This is a genomic window from Curtobacterium sp. MCLR17_007, assembly GCF_003234655.2.
Taxonomy (GTDB): domain Bacteria; phylum Actinomycetota; class Actinomycetes; order Actinomycetales; family Microbacteriaceae; genus Curtobacterium.
Genome location: NZ_CP126271.1, coordinates 3,130,796 through 3,147,513, shown reverse-complemented (window position 1 = coordinate 3,147,513; position 16,718 = coordinate 3,130,796). Strand labels below are relative to the sequence as shown.

The following is a 16,718-nucleotide window of genomic DNA, read 5'->3' as shown; positions in this document are numbered from 1 at the left end:
GACGCAGGACTCTCATGACGGACGCAAACGGAGCCTCCTGGCCCGACCCGCAGCCCACCAAGGCCGACGCGACCAACCAGGGCGCCCTGTGGGGTGCCCGGTTCGCCGACGGGCCGAGCCCGGAGCTCGCCGCCCTGTCGCGGTCGACGCACTTCGACTGGCAGCTCGCGCCCTACGACCTCGCCGGTTCGCGTGCCCACGCCCGTGCGCTGCACACGGCGGGGTACCTGTCAGCCGACGAGCTCGCGCAGATGCTCGCGGGCCTCGACCGGCTCGACGCCGCGCACGCCGACGGATCGCTGCTGCCGTCCGACTCCGACGAGGACGTCCACGGCGCCCTCGAGCGCCTGCTGATCAACGACCTCGGGCCGGAACTCGGCGGCAAGCTCCGCGCGGGCCGCAGCCGCAACGACCAGATCGCCACGCTCGGCCGCATGCACATGCTCGACCACGGGCGTCGCATCGGGCGGCTCGTGATCGACCTGGTGGACGCCGTCAGCCAACAGGCGAGCGAACACCCGGCGGCGATCATGCCCGGACGCACCCATCTGCAGCACGCCCAGCCCGTCCTGCTCGCGCACCACCTGCTCGCGCACGCCTGGCCGCTGGTCCGCGACCTCGAGCGGCTGCGTGACTGGGCGGGTCGGGCGAGCGTCAGCCCGTACGGTGCCGGCGCCCTCGCGGGCAGTTCCCTCGGGCTCGACCCGACGGCGATCGCGCACGAGCTGGGCTTCGAGCGCCCGGCCGAGAACTCGATCGATGCCACCGCGGGTCGCGACACCGTCGCCGAGTTCGCGTTCGTCCTCGCGCAGATCGGCATCGACGTCTCGCGGCTCGCCGAGGAGGTCATCCTCTGGAACACCAAGGAGTTCGGCTTCGTCCGGCTGCACGACGCGTTCTCCACCGGGTCGAGCATCATGCCGCAGAAGAAGAACCCGGACATCGCCGAGCTCGCCCGCGGCAAGTCCGGCCGGCTCATCGGCAACCTCACCGGCCTGCTCGCGACGCTCAAGGGGCTGCCGCTGGCCTACAACCGCGACCTGCAGGAGGACAAGGAGCCCGTCTTCGACTCCGTCGCCACGCTCGAGGTCCTGCTGCCGGCGTTCACGGGCATGATCGCCACGCTGACGTTCGACACCGACCGGATGGCCGAGCTCGCCCCGCAGGGCTTCTCGCTCGCGACCGACGTCGCCGAGTGGCTCGTGCGCCAGGGGGTGCCCTTCCGCGACGCCCACGAGGTCTCCGGCGCCCTCGTCCGCTACTGCGAGCAGCGCGGCATCGAGCTCGACGACCCCACGGACGACGAGTACGCACAGGTCTCCGAGCACCTGACCCCCGACGTCCGCGCCGTGCTCACGATCGAGGGCAGCGTGTCCTCGCGCCGGGGTGTCGGAGGGACCGCGCCCGACCGGGTCGCGGAGCAGCTCGCCGGGCTGACGCAGCGCGTGCACGACCTGGCCGCCGGAGCCCCGTTCTCGCGGTGAGCGACGGGCTCCTCGCGCTCCTGGCCGAGCCGGCACCGCGGAGCGCTCCGGCGCTCCTCGGCGCGACGCTCACGGGCAAGGGGGTCACCCTGCGGATCACCGAGGTGGAGGCCTACTTCGGTCCCACCGACCCGGGGTCGCACGGACACCGCGGCATGACGGAGCGCAACAAGCGGCTGTTCGGACCGCCCGGCACGCTCTACGCCTACCGCTCGTACGGCATCCACACGTGCGTCAACGTCGTGAGCGCGCGCGAAGGCACGTCCTCGGGGTCGCTCCTGCGCGGCGCCGCGGTGGTCGAGGGGGTCGACGTCGCGCGGTCCCGGCGTGGTCCGACCGTGTCCGACGTGCAGCTCGCCCGGGGACCGGGCAACCTCGGACAGGCCCTCGGCGCGGTCCTCGGCGAGGACGACGGCACCCCGCTCGTCGGCGGCCGCGGCCCGTACGCGCTCACCCTGGCATCCGGCCTGGAGGCCCGGCTCGCCACCGCGGGAGTCGCTGCGGTCCTCGACGAGCTCGCGTCCGACTCCGGGATCCTCCGGACGCCGCGCACCGGAGTGGCCGGCATCGCCGGCGGGGCGGCCTTCCCGTGGCGGTTCGCCCTGCGGGGCGAGCCGACGGTCTCGACGTACCGTCGTCACCAGCGCGCGGTGGACTGAGCGACCCGCACCGCGCCTCCCGGTCGACCTCGGCGGATCCGTCGTCGCCGCTACGATGGCGGGGTGTCCAGTGATACCGCTCCCGACGTCCTGACGCGCCAGCAGAACGACCCCACCTTCGCCTCGGTGTGGGACGAACTGCGCTGGCGTGGTCTGGTGCAGGTCTCGACCGACGAGACCGCACTGCAAGAGGCCCTCGACGGCGAGCCCATCACGTACTACTGCGGGTTCGACCCCACGGCGCCGTCCCTGCACTGCGGCAACCTGCTGCAGCTGTTGACCATGCGTCGGCTCCAGCTGGCCGGGCACAGGCCGCTCGCACTCGTGGGCGGGTCGACCGGGCTGATCGGGGACCCGCGACCAACCGCCGAGCGCACGCTGAACACCCGCGAGACCGTGTCGTCCTGGGTGAGCCGCCTGCAGGAACAGGTCTCCCGGTTCCTCAGTCCGGACGGCGACAACGGGGTCCGCCTGGTGAACAACCTCGACTGGACGCAGCCGATGTCCGCGATCGACTTCCTCCGCGACGTCGGCAAGTACTTCCGCGTGAACTCGATGCTCAAGAAGGACGCGGTCGCGGCGCGGCTGAACTCCGACTCCGGGATCAGCTACACCGAGTTCAGCTACCAGATCCTGCAGGGGATGGACTACCGCGAGCTGTTCCGGCAGTACGGGTGCACGTTGCAGACGGGTGGCTCCGACCAGTGGGGCAACCTGACCTCGGGCACGGAGCTGATCCGCCGGGCGGAGGGCGCGACCGTGCACGCACTCGGCACGCCGCTCATCACGAACTCCGACGGCACGAAGTTCGGCAAGAGTGAGGGCAACGCCATCTGGCTCGATGCCGAGATGACCTCGCCGTACGCGCTGTACCAGTTCTGGCTCAACACGGCTGATGCCGACGTGGTCCCGCGGTTGCGTGAGTTCACGTTCCTGCCCCGCGCCGAAATCGAGCGGCTCGAACGGGCGGTCGCCGACGAGCCCTTCCGTCGAGAAGCGCAGCGGACCCTGGCGTTCGAGGTGACCTCGCTCGTCCACGGGGTCGGAGCGACCCAGGCGGCGATCGACGCGTCGGCGGCCCTGTTCGGCAACGGGGACCTCGAGGCACTCGACGCGCCCACCCTGCGCGCCGCGATCGCGGAGCTGCCGGGCTCGGTGTCGCTCCCGCCGGATGCCGACCTGGCGAAGGCCCTCGTCGAGACCGAGCTGGTGAAGTCCCTCGGTGAAGCCCGACGCGCGATCGACCAGGGCGGGGTCTACGTGAACAACGCCCGTGCCGCCGACGCGACCGCGGCCCTGTCCGACCTCGCCCTGCCCGGGGGAGTGCTCGTGCTCCGCCGTGGCAAGAAGACCCTCGCCGGCGTGACCCTCACCGCCTGACGACCACCCGCCCGAAGCCCGGTTCTCCCCTGTGAGCGCCGGGCTTCGTCGCGTTCGGGAGTCGCTGTTGCACGATGCGACACGCCCGGGATCTGGCCTGGCTTGGCGCTCCGGCCGATCCGCCCGTAATGTTTCCTCTCGTCACCCCAAAGGTGCGGCGGAGCGGCTGGAGCGAAAGCCCAGAGCACGTCGGCCCTCAAGCGGGACCATCCTCCACTGAAGATCTGCTTCGGCCTTGCGCTGGACGGCTTCGACGCCTAGGATGTCTACTCCACCGGTTCTCTCCTACGGGATGAGCCACTGGGCCACTCGGTCCGACGACATCGGTGGTGACCAAGAACGAATGCCTCTCTGGCGGAACCTCTGATGGGGTCGAGCGGGGAGTGCGTCTGGTCCTTGAGAACTCAACAGCGTGCACATTGTCAATGCCAATTTATTGACCTCGTAGCTCCGTGTTCGCCCCTCATCGGGGTACGCATGGAGTTTCGGAGACAATTCCTTTTGGATTGAAGATTGTCAGTAGACAGTCAACAGTCAGAATCAACTCGCTGACACTTCGGTGTTGGTTGTAATTTTTTACGGAGAGTTTGATCCTGGCTCAGGACGAACGCTGGCGGCGTGCTTAACACATGCAAGTCGAACGATGATGCCCAGCTTGCTGGGTTGATTAGTGGCGAACGGGTGAGTAACACGTGAGTAACCTGCCCCTGACTCTGGGATAAGCGTTGGAAACGACGTCTAATACTGGATATGATCGCCGGCCGCATGGTCTGGTGGTGGAAAGATTTTTTGGTTGGGGATGGACTCGCGGCCTATCAGCTTGTTGGTGAGGTAATGGCTCACCAAGGCGACGACGGGTAGCCGGCCTGAGAGGGTGACCGGCCACACTGGGACTGAGACACGGCCCAGACTCCTACGGGAGGCAGCAGTGGGGAATATTGCACAATGGGCGAAAGCCTGATGCAGCAACGCCGCGTGAGGGATGACGGCCTTCGGGTTGTAAACCTCTTTTAGTAGGGAAGAAGCGAAAGTGACGGTACCTGCAGAAAAAGCACCGGCTAACTACGTGCCAGCAGCCGCGGTAATACGTAGGGTGCAAGCGTTGTCCGGAATTATTGGGCGTAAAGAGCTCGTAGGCGGTTTGTCGCGTCTGCTGTGAAATCCCGAGGCTCAACCTCGGGCTTGCAGTGGGTACGGGCAGACTAGAGTGCGGTAGGGGAGATTGGAATTCCTGGTGTAGCGGTGGAATGCGCAGATATCAGGAGGAACACCGATGGCGAAGGCAGATCTCTGGGCCGTAACTGACGCTGAGGAGCGAAAGCATGGGGAGCGAACAGGATTAGATACCCTGGTAGTCCATGCCGTAAACGTTGGGCGCTAGATGTAGGGACCTTTCCACGGTTTCTGTGTCGTAGCTAACGCATTAAGCGCCCCGCCTGGGGAGTACGGCCGCAAGGCTAAAACTCAAAGGAATTGACGGGGGCCCGCACAAGCGGCGGAGCATGCGGATTAATTCGATGCAACGCGAAGAACCTTACCAAGGCTTGACATACACCGGAAACGGCCAGAGATGGTCGCCCCCTTGTGGTCGGTGTACAGGTGGTGCATGGTTGTCGTCAGCTCGTGTCGTGAGATGTTGGGTTAAGTCCCGCAACGAGCGCAACCCTCGTTCTATGTTGCCAGCGGGTTATGCCGGGGACTCATAGGAGACTGCCGGGGTCAACTCGGAGGAAGGTGGGGATGACGTCAAATCATCATGCCCCTTATGTCTTGGGCTTCACGCATGCTACAATGGCCGGTACAAAGGGCTGCGATACCGTAAGGTGGAGCGAATCCCAAAAAGCCGGTCTCAGTTCGGATTGAGGTCTGCAACTCGACCTCATGAAGTCGGAGTCGCTAGTAATCGCAGATCAGCAACGCTGCGGTGAATACGTTCCCGGGCCTTGTACACACCGCCCGTCAAGTCATGAAAGTCGGTAACACCCGAAGCCGGTGGCCTAACCCTTGTGGAAGGAGCCGTCGAAGGTGGGATCGGTGATTAGGACTAAGTCGTAACAAGGTAGCCGTACCGGAAGGTGCGGCTGGATCACCTCCTTTCTAAGGAGCATCTGGTCAGTGCTGTCCGCCCGTATGGGTGGGTGGTTCGCTGGTCCAGGCGCCCGATTCGGACCGACCGTGTCCGACGGGTAGCTCATGGGTGGAACATTGACAGTGCAGTGGGGGCTGATGCTTCCGACTCCAGTACGCCGCGCCTTCGGGTGTGGTTGGGACGGGTCGGGGTGGAGGGTCCTGCTGGTGCACGTTGTTGGGTCCTGAGGGACCAGGCTGCTGGTGACCTTCGGGTTGCCGGGGTTGGGCCGCACGGGTCGTGATGATCTGTGGGGGTCCTTCGATGGGCCACATGAAGCCGGCAGGTTCTGCTGGGGGAGTGTGGTGCCGATCGTATGTTGAGAACTACACAGTGGACGCGAGCATCTTAGATCGCTCGCCAGCATGCTCACCTTTCGGGGTGGGTGTGGTTGACGAGTCGATCGCAATTTTAATCTTTGTGGTCAAGTTTCTAAGAGCAAACGGTGGATGCCTTGGCATCTGGAGCCGAAGAAGGACGTAGAAATCTGCGATAAGCCTCGGGGAGCTGATAATCGAGCTGTGAGCCGAGGATTTCCGAATGGGGAAACCCCGCCAGGCGCTTTTGTGACCTGGTGACTCCCGCCTGAATATATAGGGCGGGTAGAGGGAACGTGGGGAAGTGAAACATCTCAGTACCCACAGGAAGAGAAAACAACATGTGATTCCGTGAGTAGTGGCGAGCGAAAGCGGATGAGGCTAAACCGATCATGTGTGATAGCCGGCGGGCGTTGCATGGTCGGGGTTGTGGGACACGTCGCTCAGTTCTGCCGGACTGGGGCGGTTACAGCGCATCATAGTCGAACCGGTTTGAAAGCCGGGCCGTAGTGGGTGCCAGCCCCGTAGACGAAATGGTGTTATGGCCGGATGTGTATCCCAAGTAGCACGGGGCCCGAGAAATCCCGTGTGAATCTGTCAGGACCACCTGATAAGCCTAAATACTCCCAGATGACCGATAGCGGACAAGTACCGTGAGGGAAAGGTGAAAAGTACCCCGGGAGGGGAGTGAAATAGTACCTGAAACCGTTTGCTTACAAACCGTCGGAGCACCCTTGTTGGTGTGACGGCGTGCCTTTTGAAGAATGAGCCTGCGAGTTAGTGATATGTGGCGAGGTTAACCCGTGTGGGGCAGCCGTAGCGAAAGCGAGTCTGAATAGGGCGATTGAGTCGCATGTCCTAGACCCGAAGCGAAGTGATCTATCCATGGCCAGGTTGAAGCGACGGTAAGACGTCGTGGAGGACCGAACCCACTTCAGTTGAAAATGGAGGGGATGAGCTGTGGATAGGGGTGAAAGGCCAATCAAACTTCGTGATAGCTGGTTCTCTCCGAAATGCATTTAGGTGCAGCGTTGCGTGTTTCTCGCCGGAGGTAGAGCTACTGGATGGCCGATGGGCCTCAACAGGTTACTGACGTCAGCCAAACTCCGAATGCCGGTGAGTGAGAGCGCAGCAGTGAGACGGTGGGGGATAAGCTTCATCGTCGAGAGGGAAACAACCCAGACTACCAACTAAGGTCCCTAAGCGTGTGCTAAGTGGGAAAGGATGTGGAGTTGCACAGACAACCAGGAGGTTGGCTTAGAAGCAGCCACCCTTGAAAGAGTGCGTAATAGCTCACTGGTCAAGTGATTCCGCGCCGACAATGTAACGGGGCTCAAGCACACCACCGAAGTTGTAGATTTCGCACACTAGACAAGCCTTCGTGGTTCAGTCGTGCGGAGTGGTAGGAGAGCGTCGTGTGGCGAGTGAAGCGGCGGAGTGATCCAGCCGTGGACGCTACACGAGTGAGAATGCAGGCATGAGTAGCGAAAGACGGGTGAGAAACCCGTCCTCCGAAAGACCAAGGGTTCCAGGGCCAGGTTAATCCGCCCTGGGTAAGTCGGGACCTAAGGCGAGGCCGACAGGCGTAGTCGATGGACAACGGGTTGATATTCCCGTACCGGCGAACAACCGCCCAAGCTAATCCAGTGGTGCTAAGAGTCCTAACCCGGTATGTCCGGATCCCTTCGGGGTGATGGTGACCGGTCTAACGCTCGACCCCATGCTGGTGCGGTTAGCGTATGAACAGGTGTGACGCAGGAAGGTAGCTGAGCCAGGCGATGGTATCCGTAAGGTGAACCTGGTGTAAGGATGTAGGGCTGACGATAGGCAAATCCGTCGTCTGTATGCCTGAGATCCGACGCGTACCCGTGAGGGGAAATCAGTGATCCTATGCTGCCGAGAAAAGCATCGACGCGAGGTTGCAGCCGCCCGTACCCGAAACCGACTCAGGTGGTCAGGTAGAGAATACCAAGGAGATCGAGAGAATCGTGGTTAAGGAACTCGGCAAAATGCCCCCGTAACTTCGGGAGAAGGGGGGCCGGACACGTGACCGGATTTACTCCGTGAGCGTTGAAGGCCGCAGAGACCAGTGGGAAGCGACTGTTTACTAAAAACACAGGTCCGTGCGAAGTCGCAAGACGATGTATACGGACTGACGCCTGCCCGGTGCTGGAAGGTTAAGAGGAGGGGTTAGCCTTTGGGCGAAGCTCTGAATTTAAGCCCCAGTAAACGGCGGTGGTAACTATAACCATCCTAAGGTAGCGAAATTCCTTGTCGGGTAAGTTCCGACCTGCACGAATGGCGTAACGACTTCCCAGCTGTCTCAACCGCGAACTCGGCGAAATTGCACTACGAGTAAAGATGCTCGTTACGCGCAGCAGGACGGAAAGACCCCGTGACCTTTACTACAGTTTGGTATTGGTGTTCGGAGTGGCTTGTGTAGGATAGGTGGGAGACTGTGAAGCGGGCACGCTAGTGTTCGTGGAGTCATTGTTGAAATACCACTCTGGTCACTTTGGATGTCTAACGTAGGACCCTGATCGGGTTCATGGACAGTGCCTGATGGGTAGTTTAACTGGGGCGGTTGCCTCCCAAAGAGTAACGGAGGCGCCCAAAGGTTCCCTCAACCTGGTTGGCAATCAGGTGGCGAGTGTAAGTGCACAAGGGAGCTTGACTGTGAGACTGACAGGTCGAGCAGGGACGAAAGTCGGGACTAGTGATCCGGCAGTGGCTTGTGGAAGCGCTGTCGCTCAACGGATAAAAGGTACCTCGGGGATAACAGGCTGATCTTGCCCAAGAGTCCATATCGACGGCATGGTTTGGCACCTCGATGTCGGCTCGTCGCATCCTGGGGCTGGAGTAGGTCCCAAGGGTTGGGCTGTTCGCCCATTAAAGCGGTACGCGAGCTGGGTTTAGAACGTCGTGAGACAGTTCGGTCCCTATCCGCTGCGCGCGTTGGAAATTTGAGAAGATCTATCCCTAGTACGAGAGGACCGGGATGGACGAACCTCTGGTGTGTCAGTTGTTCTGCCAAGGGCACCGCTGATTAGCTACGTTCGGACCGGATAACCGCTGAAAGCATCTAAGCGGGAAGCCGTCTTCGAGATGAGATTTCCATGCACCTTGAGTGTGAGAGGCTCCCAGCAGACTACTGGGTTGATAGGCCGGATGTGGAAGCGGGGACTAACGACCCGTGGAGCTGACCGGTACTAATAAGCCGAAGACTTGACAACACAACTATTTCCCGCACTTCGGTGCGGGGCTCGCGTCCACTTTGTGGTTCCCGACAGATGATCGGGAACATGAGAACTGAATACCGCGCTGCTCTGTGAAGAGCACTGGCGGGACAGCTTTCTTGATCCATTGGGTCAGGTCGAAGGTGTTCCGGTGGTCATAGCGAGAGGGAAACGCCCGGTCACATTCCGAACCCGGAAGCTAAGCCTCTCAGCGCCGATGGTACTGCAAGGGGGACCTTGTGGGAGAGTAGGACGCCGCCGGACTCAACGTAAGAAGATGTGGCCATCGGCCCTCCATCGAGAACTCGCAGGGGAGACCCTCGTTCTCGGTCGGGGCCGGTGGCCATTTCTGTTTTCCCAGACGTACGACGGGGTCGACGTCCGAGCCCGTCCGTGATGGACTGGGACGATTGCGGGCCACGGACGGCGCACACACAACGACACAGCGGACGATCGCCGGCGCAGACGCTCCGGCACGCGATGAGGAGCAACAACGGTGGCGAACGACGACGAGCGGCGGAACGACCGCAACGACGACCGCGGGGGACGTCCCCCTCGTCGCGACGGGGATCGTCCGGGCGGGCGCGGTGGCGACGCAGGTGCTGGTCGTGGCGGTTGGTCGTCCGGTCCGCGCGAGTTCGAACGGCGTGAGGGCGAACGACGTGATCGGCCGCAACGCGACGGTGATCGGCCGTCCGGTTCCGATCGTCCTGCGCGGGACAGCGCTGCCGGGCGTGGCTTCCGCGATGGTGGACAGCGGTCGGATCGTTCGAGCGGTCCGCGCGGGGATCGTCCGTCGTACAACTCCGATCGGCCGCGTCGTGACGGTGACCGTCCGTCGTACAACTCCGATCGGCCGCGCCGTGACGGGGATCGTCCCGCCTACAACTCGGACCGTCCGCGCCGTGATGGTGACCGTCCGTCGTACGGCTCTGATCGGCCGCGTCGTGACGGAGATCGGCCCGCCTACAACTCGGACCGTCCGCGTCGCGATGGGGATCGTCCGTCGTACAACTCCGATCGCCCCCGCCGCGATGGGGATCGTCCCGCCTACAACTCGGACCGGCCGCGTCGCGACGGGGATCGTCCGTCGTACAACTCCGATCGGCCGCGTCGTGACGGTGACCGTCCGTCGTACAACTCGGACCGTCCGCGCCGCGACGGTGACCGTCCGTCGTACGGCTCGGATCGGCCGCGTCGTGATGGGGATCGTCCCGCGTACGGCTCGGATCGGCCGCGTCGTGATGGGGATCGGCCCGCCTACAACTCGGATCGTCCGCGCCGCGATGGGGACCGTCCGTTCCGCGGAGGCTCTGACCGGCCGCGTCGCGATGGGGATCGTCCCGCCTACAACTCGGACCGTCCGCGTCGCGACGGTGACCGTCCCGCGTCCAACTCGGACCGTCCGCGTCGCGACGGTGACCGTCCGTCGTACAACTCCGACCGTCCCCGCCGCGACGACGACCGTCCGTTCCGCGGCAGCTCTGACCGGCCGCGTCGTGACGGTGATCGTCCCGAGCGTGGGTCGTTCAACACCCGTGGCGGCGGCAACGACCGTCCGCGCTTCGGCGACGGGACTCGCAGTCCCGGGGCCCGTTTCGGCGAGGCCGCCCGTGACGACTGGGAGGACCGTGACCCCTACGGCACGAAGTCGATCCGCCCGCGTCATGAGGACCCCGAGATCCCCGAGGAGGTCCAGGCGCGTGACCTGCACCCGCAGGCCCGCGCAGAGCTGAAGACGCTCAGCAAGGACAACGCGGACTGGGTCGCCCGTCACCTCGTCACCGCGGCCATGTACGTCGACGACGACCCGGCGCTCGCGAACCAGCATGCACTGAGCGCGGCCCGTCGTGCCGGTCGCGTTGCCGTCGTCCGTGAGACGGCTGCCATCACCGCCTACCGCCTGGGGGACTTCAGCACGGCGCTCCGGGAGCTCCGCACCTATCGCCGCATCTCCGGACGCAACGACCAGCTGCCGATGATGGTCGACTGCGAGCGTGGTCTGGGTCGCCCGGAGCGCGCACTCGAGCTCGGACGGTCGGTCGACCGCGCGGCACTGGAGCCCGGCGTGCAGGTCGAGCTGGCGATCGCGATGTCCGGCGCCCGGATCGACCTCGGGAATCCCACAGCCGCACTGGGCGAGCTGGAGATTCCACAGCTCGACCCCTCGACGGCCTACAGCTGGTCGCCGGCGCTCTACAGTGCTTACGCGGCCACGCTCGAGGAGCTCGGTCGCCAGGACGAGGCCGACGAGTGGTGGGTGCGCGTCGACCGTGCAGCCGAGGCCCTCGCCGAAGCTGCTGACGAAGACTCTTGGGAGACAGTGGATGTGGTCGAGGAAGAAGTCGAAGGACACGACGAGTTCGACGAGCGCGAGTCCGCAGGACTCGACGAACCCGCAGGACTCGACGAACCCGGAGAGCCCGATCAGCTCGCACCCCTCGGCGAGCCGGAGCCCGAACTCGACGAGCCCGACGACGACCTCGGCGAGATCGACGAGGACAACCCCCGCGACGTCGACGGCTCCGCAGCCGGCTGACACGCCGCGGCCGCCCACGGACGGCGTCGACCTGGTCCTCACCGACCTGGACGGCGTCGTCTACCGGGGCCGCAACGCCATCCCGCACGCGGTGGAGTCGTTGACGCGGGCTTCGCTGACGGCCCGGGTCGGGTACATCACGAACAACGCCTCGCGGAGGCCCTCCGACGTCGCCGAGCACCTCGAGCGCTACGGCCTCGAAGTGACGCCGGACGACGTCGTCACGAGCTCGCAGGCGGGTGTGCGACTCCTCGAGACGCTCGTCCCCGCTGGTTCGAACGTCCTGGTGATCGGTGGCATCGGACTGACGAGCATCGTCGAACAGGCGGGCTTCACGGTGACCGCGAGCGCCGACGACGCACCTGCGGCGGTCATCCAGGGGTTCTCGCCGGACCTCGGATGGCAGCAGCTGGCGGAAGCCTCGTTCGCCCTCGCGGATCCGCAGATCCCGTGGGTCGCGACGAACATGGACTGGTCGATCCCGGTCGAGCGCGGGATCGCACCGGGCAACGGGACGCTCGTGTCCGCCGTGCACCAGGCGGTCGGGCGGATGCCGGTCGTCGCGGGCAAGCCGGAACGGCCGATCTTCGACGCGGCACTGGCACGCTTCGGTGGCGAACGGCCGCTGTTCATCGGGGACCGCCTGGACACCGACATCAAGGGAGCGAACGACGTCGGCATCCCGAGCGTGCTCGTCCTGACGGGCATCGACCAGGCGAAGCAGGTGCTCGCGGCTGATGCGCGCTCGCGGCCGACCTTCGTGCTGCAGGACCTCCGCGGGCTGTCCGAGCCGTACCCGGTGACGCATCGGCACGAGGCCGAGGACGGCACCCGGTTCGTCAGCGTCGGTGAGTCGACGGTGAGCATGCGCCGGCACGTCGTCAAGGTGGAGCAGGCGGGCGACGACCCCATGGACCTGCTGCGCGCCGGTGCCGCGGCGATCTGGGACTCCGGCCTGGCCATCTACGGCCTCGACGTCGACCCTGCGCTCCACGGCGGCGAGTAGCGTGTCGGACGTGTCAGACACCCCCACGCAGCAGCCGGACGACAGCGATGTCGCACGTCGTGCTCGAGCGGCTGAGGACCTGCCGCTGCCGGAACGGGCTGATGCCTTCGCGGGCCTGCACGACGAGCTGCGGACGCGGCTCGAGAGCGGTGGCAACGCGAGTGTCTGAGCGTCACCTGCCCGGTGCTCACGGCACGGGGCCAGACGTGCCTGCCTCCACGCCGATGACCGATCCGGCACCCGCGGCCGGGACGACCGACCCGGCACCCGCGGCCGGGACGACCGACCCGGCACCCGCGGCCGGGACAACCAACCCGGCACCCGCGGCCGGGACGACCGACCCGGCACTCGCGACTGATCGTGCTCCCGCGGCCGCCAAGGCCGTACGACTCGACGCCGCCGTCGCCGCTCGCGGCCAGGCCAAGTCACGCACCGCTGCCGCCAAGCTCATCCTCGAGGGCAGGGTCAGCATCGACGGAGTCCCGGTCATGAAGGCCTCGACCCCGGTCGCCCCAGACACCGCGATCCAGGTGGACGCCGGCGACGACTGGGTCTCCCGTGCGGCGCTCAAGCTCATCGGCGCGCTCGACGCCTTCGGGCTCGACCCGACAGGCCGTGTCGCACTCGACGTCGGCGCCAGCACGGGTGGGTTCACGCAGGTGCTCCTCGCCCGCGGGGCTCAACGGGTGGTGGCGCTGGACGTCGGCCACGGCCAGCTCGACCCGGTCGTGGCGATGGACGACCGCGTCGCCGTGGTCGAGGGTGTCAACGCGCGGAACCTGACGGCCGAGGACTACCTGGCGCTCGACCCCGCTGCCGCCGACACCACGCTCGTCGTCGGGGACCTGTCGTTCATCAGCCTGCGGATCGTGCTGCCCGCCCTGGCCGAGGCCGTGCCCGCCGACGAGTACGTCCTGCTCGTGAAGCCGCAGTTCGAGGTCGGCCGCACCGGTGTGCGCGAGGGCATCGTCCACGACGCCGACCTGCGGAACGACGCGCTCATGAACGTGCTCTGGGCAGCGTGGGACCTCGGCTTCGGGACGGCTGGTCTCATCGCCTCACCGATCATCGGGACCCACGGCAACCACGAGTACCTCGCGCGTCTCCAGCGTGGCGCAGGGTCGAACCCGACAGAATGGATCACCCGCGCGACCGAACTGGCAGAAGGAGCCCCATGAGCGACGAACGGCACATCCTGCTCGTCTCGCACACGGGCCGACGTGACTCGATCGACGCTGCGGTCGAGGTCTGCGACCTGCTGAACGCCGCGGACCTGACGCCGGTCATGCCCTTCGACGAGTACGCCGACATCCGTCGTGCCGAGGCCTCGGTCGGCAAGGTCGACATCCTCGGGGTGGACGTGCAGGCGGACGACCTCGAGATCGTCATCGTCCTCGGCGGTGACGGCACGATCCTCCGCGCGGCCGAACTCGTGCGCGGGACCCGCGCGCCGCTGATCGGTGTCAACCTCGGCCACGTCGGGTTCCTGGCCGAGAGCGAGCGCGACGGCCTGGCTGAGACCGTCCAGCGCGCCCTGGCCGGCGAGTACAACGTCGAGGAACGCGTCGCCCTGCAGGTCGACGTCGTGGTCGGGCACGAGACGGTCTACTCGTCGTGGGCGCTCAACGAGGCCACGATCGAGAAGGCCTCACGGGAGCGCATGCTCGAGGTCGTCACCGAGGTCGACGGCCGTCCGCTGTCGTCGTTCGGCTGCGACGGCGTCGTCGTGGCGACCCCGACCGGCTCGACCGCCTACTCGTTCTCCGGCGGCGGGCCCATCGTGTGGCCTGACGTCGACGCGATCCTCATGGTGCCGCTCAGCGCCCACGCCCTGTTCTCGCGGCCGATCGTCGTCGGTCCCGACCGTGTGCTGGCGGTCGAGGTGCTCCGGCGCACCAGTGGTGTCGGCGTGCTGTGGTGCGACGGTCGACGCACGCACGACCTGCCCCCGGGCGCTCGCGTCGAGGTCCGGCGGTCGCCGGAACCGGTCCGGGTCGCGCGGCTCAAGGACGCGCCGTTCGCCGACCGGCTCGTCGCCAAGTTCCAGCTGCCCGTCTCGGGGTGGCGTGGTCCACAGCACGACGACGAGGACGGCGCCCTGTGATCGAGGAGATCCGCATCTCCGACCTCGGTGTCATCGGTGACGCCACGCTCGAGCTCGGCCCCGGGTTCACCGTCGTCACGGGCGAGACCGGCGCCGGCAAGACCATGATCGTGACCGCGCTGGGGCTGCTCCTCGGTGCGCGGGCCGACGCGGGCTCGGTGCGCCGCGGTGCGTCGAGTGCCGTCGTCGAGGGCCGCTGGGACGTGCCCGACCACGCGGCAGTCGCCGAGCGGGTCGAAGACGCCGGTGGATCGGTCGAGGACGGCGAGCTCATCCTGACCCGCACGGTGTCGGCGGAGGGCCGCAGCCGCGCCACGGTCGGAGGCCGGAGTGCGCCGGTCGCGGTGCTCGGTGAGCTCGCCGACCAGCTCGTCACCGTCCACGGGCAGTCCGACCAGATCCGCCTGACCTCGTCGACGGCGCAGCGCGCGGCGCTCGACGGATTCGGCGGGGCCGCCGTCGAGAAGGCCCTCGCGGCGTACGTCACCGCGTACGACGCCTGGCAGCAGCACGCGGCCGACCTCGAGACGCTGACCCGCGACCGCGAAGAACGGCTCGCCGAGGCCGCCCGGTTGCGCGACGCCTCCGACGAGATCGAGGCCGCTGCGCCCCAGCCGGGCGAAGACGACGAGCTCGCCGAACGCGCCGAGCGTCTCGGGAACCTCGAGGAACTCCGGTTGTCCGCAGGGCTGGCGCACGAGGCGATCTCGTCCGAGTCGCTCGACGGGGCCACCGACGTCATCGGTCTCGTCGAGGCCGCACGACGGGCGATCGAGCGGGTCACCGGCGCCGACAGCACCCTGCAGCCCGTGCTCGAGCAGCTGACCGAGCTCGGCATCCAGGCGAGCGAGGCCTCGGCCAGCCTGTCGAGCTACCTCGGCTCCCTCGAACCCGAGGCCGGACACGACCTCGAGCGCATCAACGAACGTCGCGCCGAGCTCTCGTCGCTGATCCGCAAGTACGGCGGGACGGTCGACGACGTCATCGCCTACGGGCAGCGCGCCAGCGACCGGCTGCTCGAGCTCGACGGCGACGACGACCGGATCGTGGCGCTCCAACAGGCCGTCGAGCAGGACGAGGCGACGCTCGAGGCAGCGGGCACGACCTTGACCGCAGCGCGGACCAAGGCGGCGAACGACCTGGCGAAGCGCGTCACCGCCGAGTTGCGGACGCTCGCGATGGCCGGCGCGACCCTGGTGGTCGAGGTCACCGACGCGGGCGAGTACCGCCGGCACGGCCGCGACCAGGTCGCCATCCTGCTGCAGCCGCACTCGGGCACCGACCCCCGCTCGATCAGCAAGGGTGCCTCTGGCGGTGAGCTCTCGCGGGTGATGCTCGCGATCGAGGTGGTGATGGCCGGCAGCACGACGGTCCCGACGTTCGTGTTCGACGAGGTCGACGCGGGCGTCGGCGGTGCGGCGGCGATCGAGATCGGACGACGGCTGGCGAAGCTCGCCGAGCGCACCCAGGTCATCGTCGTCACACACCTGGCGCAGGTCGCGGCGTTCGCGACGAACCACCTCAACGTCGTGAAGGACGCCAGTGGTGCCGTGACCTCGTCGAGCGTGCGGCGCCTCGAGGGCGACGACCGGTTGCAGGAGATGGCTCGGCTGCTCTCCGGCCTCGGTGACAGCGCGAGCGGCATGGAACACGCGCGCGAGCTCCTCGCCGTCGCGGCGCAGTCCGCCTGACCGGCACGAGCAGCGCCTGAGCCGCCTGACGGCCATGAGCAGCGCCTGAGCCGCCTGACGGCCATGAGCAGCGCCTGAGCCGCCTGACGGCCATGAGCAGCGCCTGAGCTGCCTGACGGCCGCGAGCGGCGCCCGACGCCCGACCACCCGCCGGGCGGACACGCGCGCGGGGGA

The 16,718-nt window shown here is 66.3% G+C and carries 9 protein-coding genes and 3 rRNA genes; all 12 read left to right on the top strand.

The features are described 5' to 3' along the window. Positions 1 to 14 precede the first annotated feature (14 nt). The 12 genes from argH to recN all read left to right on the top strand — a co-directional run bounded on the left by argH (position 15) and on the right by recN (position 16,544). A complete protein-coding gene (gene argH / locus DEJ13_RS14825) occupies positions 15 to 1,484 on the top strand; it encodes an argininosuccinate lyase (RefSeq protein WP_181436984.1) in 1,470 nt (489 codons plus the stop codon). Next, the gene (locus tag DEJ13_RS14820) at positions 1,481 to 2,143 is read left to right on the top strand and encodes a DNA-3-methyladenine glycosylase (RefSeq protein ID WP_181436985.1); all 663 of its coding nucleotides are present in this window, start codon (positions 1,481 to 1,483) and stop codon (positions 2,141 to 2,143) included. The genes argH and DEJ13_RS14820 overlap by 4 nt, the downstream gene beginning before the upstream one ends. 63 nt (positions 2,144 to 2,206) lie before the next feature. Further along, positions 2,207 to 3,523: a tyrosine--tRNA ligase gene (gene tyrS, locus DEJ13_RS14815; RefSeq protein WP_111106518.1), complete on the top strand. Its 1,317-nt coding sequence runs from the start codon at positions 2,207 to 2,209 to the stop codon at positions 3,521 to 3,523. A 575-nt stretch (positions 3,524 to 4,098) separates the two neighbouring features. Further along, positions 4,099 to 5,620: ribosomal RNA gene (locus DEJ13_RS14810) — 16S ribosomal RNA — on the top strand. A 453-nt stretch (positions 5,621 to 6,073) separates the two neighbouring features. Continuing rightward, positions 6,074 to 9,201, top strand: a 23S ribosomal RNA gene (locus DEJ13_RS14805). Positions 9,202 to 9,351: 150 nt separating this feature from the next. Next, positions 9,352 to 9,468: ribosomal RNA gene (gene rrf / locus DEJ13_RS14800) — 5S ribosomal RNA — on the top strand. Together the 16S, 23S and 5S rRNA genes form the textbook arrangement of a ribosomal RNA operon. A 1,528-nt stretch (positions 9,469 to 10,996) precedes the next feature. Further along, the gene (locus DEJ13_RS14795) at positions 10,997 to 11,743 is read left to right on the top strand and encodes a tetratricopeptide repeat protein (protein ID WP_258374151.1); all 747 of its coding nucleotides are present in this window, start codon (positions 10,997 to 10,999) and stop codon (positions 11,741 to 11,743) included. A gap of 31 nt (positions 11,744 to 11,774) precedes the next feature. Further along, entirely contained in the window at positions 11,775 to 12,749 is a 975-nt protein-coding gene (locus DEJ13_RS14790) for an HAD-IIA family hydrolase (RefSeq protein WP_258374152.1), read from the top strand. A gap of 10 nt (positions 12,750 to 12,759) precedes the next feature. Then, the gene (locus DEJ13_RS14785) at positions 12,760 to 12,918 is read left to right on the top strand and encodes a hypothetical protein (protein ID WP_156463495.1); all 159 of its coding nucleotides are present in this window, start codon (positions 12,760 to 12,762) and stop codon (positions 12,916 to 12,918) included. Positions 12,919 to 12,973: 55 nt separating this feature from the next. After that, complete coding sequence (locus DEJ13_RS14780; protein WP_146245282.1) at positions 12,974 to 13,927, top strand: TlyA family RNA methyltransferase; 954 nt, start codon at positions 12,974 to 12,976, stop codon at positions 13,925 to 13,927. Continuing rightward, positions 13,924 to 14,853: an NAD kinase gene (locus DEJ13_RS14775; RefSeq protein WP_111107562.1), complete on the top strand. Its 930-nt coding sequence runs from the start codon at positions 13,924 to 13,926 to the stop codon at positions 14,851 to 14,853. Before DEJ13_RS14780 ends, DEJ13_RS14775 begins: the two co-directional genes overlap by 4 nt. After that, positions 14,850 to 16,544 carry a DNA repair protein RecN gene (gene recN / locus DEJ13_RS14770; RefSeq protein ID WP_111107561.1) on the top strand — a complete coding sequence of 565 codons (1,695 nt, stop codon included), beginning with the start codon at positions 14,850 to 14,852 and terminating at the stop codon, positions 16,542 to 16,544. Before DEJ13_RS14775 ends, recN begins: the two co-directional genes overlap by 4 nt. Positions 16,545 to 16,718 lie beyond the last annotated feature (174 nt).